General features: G+C 59.2%; 3 protein-coding genes. All 3 read left to right on the top strand.

Features of this window, described 5'->3' with window-relative positions; translation table 11 throughout:
- Positions 1–187: 187 nt before the first annotated feature.
- Complete coding sequence (locus tag HIJ39_RS22225; protein WP_169103226.1) at positions 188–685, top strand: sigma-70 family RNA polymerase sigma factor; 498 nt, start codon at positions 188–190, stop codon at positions 683–685.
- Complete coding sequence (locus HIJ39_RS22220; RefSeq protein ID WP_169103225.1) at positions 678–1,550, top strand: hypothetical protein; 873 nt, start codon at positions 678–680, stop codon at positions 1,548–1,550. Before HIJ39_RS22225 ends, HIJ39_RS22220 begins: the two co-directional genes overlap by 8 nt.
- A gap of 376 nt (positions 1,551–1,926) precedes the next feature.
- A complete protein-coding gene (locus HIJ39_RS22210) occupies positions 1,927–2,196 on the top strand; it encodes a hypothetical protein (RefSeq protein ID WP_169103224.1) in 270 nt (89 codons plus the stop codon).
- The last annotated feature ends 781 nt before the right edge of the window (positions 2,197–2,977 follow it).

Here is a 2,977-nt window from a genome sequence, read left to right as displayed (position 1 = left end):
GAAATGTTTTCCAGACACCCGTAGTGTACCCACTACGGATCCGGGAGCCCGACTGGTGTCATCATTCTATCTACACACACCCCGTGATCGTCGAAGGGGCCAAGCGCTTATCCTCGGGCCATTCTTCGCGTGCCCGGCGTCACGCGGCGCCCGGGTCACACGTTTAGGTCAGTGAGGAGGCAACTTTGTGGGCGTAGCATCATCCAACTGGCTTGAACCGTGGGTCCGGGAGTGGGGCGACAAGCTGACGCAACTGGCGTATGTCCTAACGCACGACCGCGAGTTGGCGCAAGATATCGCACAAGAAGCGTTCATCCGGTTGTATCGCCACCATCAGACGCATCCGGAGGCCCCGATCTCGGCGGCGTGGCTGTATACCGTTACGCGCAACCTCGCCCGCGATGCGCTGCGGAAGCGGCACCGGCGCCCGGAAGTGGCGTTCGACACCGCACCCCCTATCGCGGCAGGGCAAAGGGATCAGGACACGGTTCTCGATGTCCAACAGGTGCTGGACCGCTTATCGCGGACCGACCGGGAGTGTTTGTGGCTCTTTTATTACGGGGATTTTTCGATGCAACAAATCGCGAACGCCCTGCACTTGACACATGCCGCCGTCCGGGCCCGATTGCATCGGGCTCGCCGGCACTTTGCCGATTTATGGGAGGAGGAACAGCCCCATGGCTAAGGATCACAAGGCGCAGGATGCTCTGGATACCGCGATTCGGGATGGGTTTCACCGCTACGCTGCGCGACACGGCGTAACGACGGTCCGCTTTAACGAGGATCGGTTGCATCAGCGGCTAGCGCAAAAGACCCCGCGCTTCCGAGGGCCGCGGCGTCGCTGGGGGTTTGCTGCTGCCGTCGTGATGGTCGGGATGATCGCGATTGGGAGCGGGGCTTGGCTGCATGCTCGGGTATCGTCCGCCGTGCCCCGTTCTATCGCACTCCCGCCGCCCGTTGCAACGTGGAACAGCACCTATTGGTTGCATCCGCCGGCCAATGTGCTGTCCTCTGTAACGGTGGTGTCCCAGCAGAGGGCAACGCTCGTGGTGCAGCAGAGTCCGGATCCGGCGCACCCGCATGGCGTGACGGACACCCTCGATCTTACGCGTACAACGACCATCTGGTTGAACGGGCACTTGGTTCCGTACCGCACAGCGCCCGCCTTGCACCCCGGAGCCTCCATCACCGTGGTGACCGCTCACCAGACCCATCGGATTACGGCGCAAGCGATTTACGGCCCGCAAGGGCAGATCACCGGGATTATCACGACGGTCTCACACGGCATGGTGACGGTGCGGGAGATTAAGAACCTGCCGCATGATCGCTTCACGTATTCGGGGCAGTCGGCACGCCTTGTCTATAACCGCCGCACCAACTTTGGGGGCGCCACCCCGGCGGATCTCCTCCCCGGACGGATGCTGGAGGCTCAAACGTTCGGGGATCGCGGCACGCGTCTCATGGCTACTCTGTTTGTCTTGCGGAAAGGCAAGCGATATGGGCCCGGCCAATATCAATGGGTGCAAATTCAACCACACGCCAAACAATGAGGGGCTGACTCAAAAGGCCTTGTCCGGCAGCGCGACCGGTACACGTCCGTATCGTGGGCGTTTTATCAACTGCGGCAGATGCTCGAATATAAAGCCGCGCTCTATCAAAACAATGCCATTACCGGTCGAACGATGACCGGATTGGCGCGATGAACCTGCACCGTCTGGGAATCGAGTACCGGGTGACAGATGCGACTGCGGCACGCCCGCCGTCGTGAGGGTGCCGTCAACCACCCTACAATGCGACCCCAGCTGAAGGAAGGAGACGGCGTCGACCGTCGCACGCACTTCCGGGGAGTCGCAAGCTCCGCCCTTCAGGGCGGGGTCGTTGACGAAGTACGCTCGGAATGAAATCAATTCGCGTGGGGGGGCTCTAATGGCAATGAACCGCTTTAACAATGACGCCGACTTCAAACATCTCTGCGATTTAGCGCACCTGGCGGCCGTTCAAGCCCTTACAATTATGCGGGAAGAGGGAATGGTCGGAATACGCGTTCGTGCGGCAGCGTCCCTCTACCAAACAGATCCGGCGATGGATACCGGAGATGCAGCTGAATTCGTCGGCCTGCGTAATCGCGGTCTGCTGGTACAGTACATCTTAGACCACCATATCGCTCCGATCACCCCCAACGATCCCGAAATTTAGGAACTCCGACGTCAAATGACCGAGCTTCAGGGGCCTCAACATTCGTAGTCTTTGCATCGCTCCACCACAGAGGAGCATTGGTGGGGGCTCATTCGAATGACAAAACAGGAGCGTTGCGCCGAATCTCGCCGCGCCAGAGTGTCCAGCTCAATCTTGGACAGCCAGCCAGTCGATCGGAGACGCGGGCCGTGATTGGTTTATCTATAGATTTTACGGTAAACCGCGTACGGTCCACGGCGGACCGTACACCGTGGTCGTTGATGCACGAGAAGTCGGCATGTGGGGGGAGTGAGCCATCCCATGGCAAGCAGTTGCTAACCTGATAGGTAAAGGCGAATCATCCATGACAGGGATACAATTAGCGGACGTGGCCGCAGGGACAACACGCCGATTTTTGAGCGAGCAAAATACGGAGCGCTATGTGGATCTGAAGCATATCGTGAGGCTTCACCGCCAAGTCTTCTTGTCCGCAAAATAAAGTGGGCAGCTTGCGATTCATCACCCTGGCGTCCTTTGTTTCAAGCGCCTGACCCCGGAAGGGAGGTGATGAGGCAGCGGCTGCACTCTTGATGTCAGTATAGCCACCAGAGCCATTACTGTCAAAAAACGCAGAAAACCTCTAGACGTCTGCTGCGAAGCCCCGCTCCACGGTCGCTAACAACCCGTAACCGGTTCAGGACTGCGTCCGCCCGTTCCTGCGTACTTCTAGGAGCCTTTTCATTTAATCCGAACCCGCACGGCGCGCGGGTTTGACGCATTGGACGCTGCGATTTTCCTACAC

Origin of the sequence: Sulfobacillus harzensis (assembly GCF_012933365.1) — a bacterium.
GTDB lineage: Bacteria > Bacillota > Sulfobacillia > Sulfobacillales > Sulfobacillaceae > Sulfobacillus_B > Sulfobacillus_B harzensis.
The sequence above is the reverse complement of the archived record's forward strand: the minus strand, read 5'-3'. Positions and strand labels throughout refer to the sequence as shown.

What these genes read in the sequence shown, in the direction of transcription:
- HIJ39_RS22210 (WP_169103224.1), top strand. Translation starts at nt 1,927, where the DNA reads ATGGCAATGAACCGCTTTAACAATGACGCCGACTTCAAACATCTCTGC.
- HIJ39_RS22220 (WP_169103225.1), top strand. Translation starts at nt 678, where the DNA reads ATGGCTAAGGATCACAAGGCGCAGGATGCTCTGGATACCGCGATTCGG.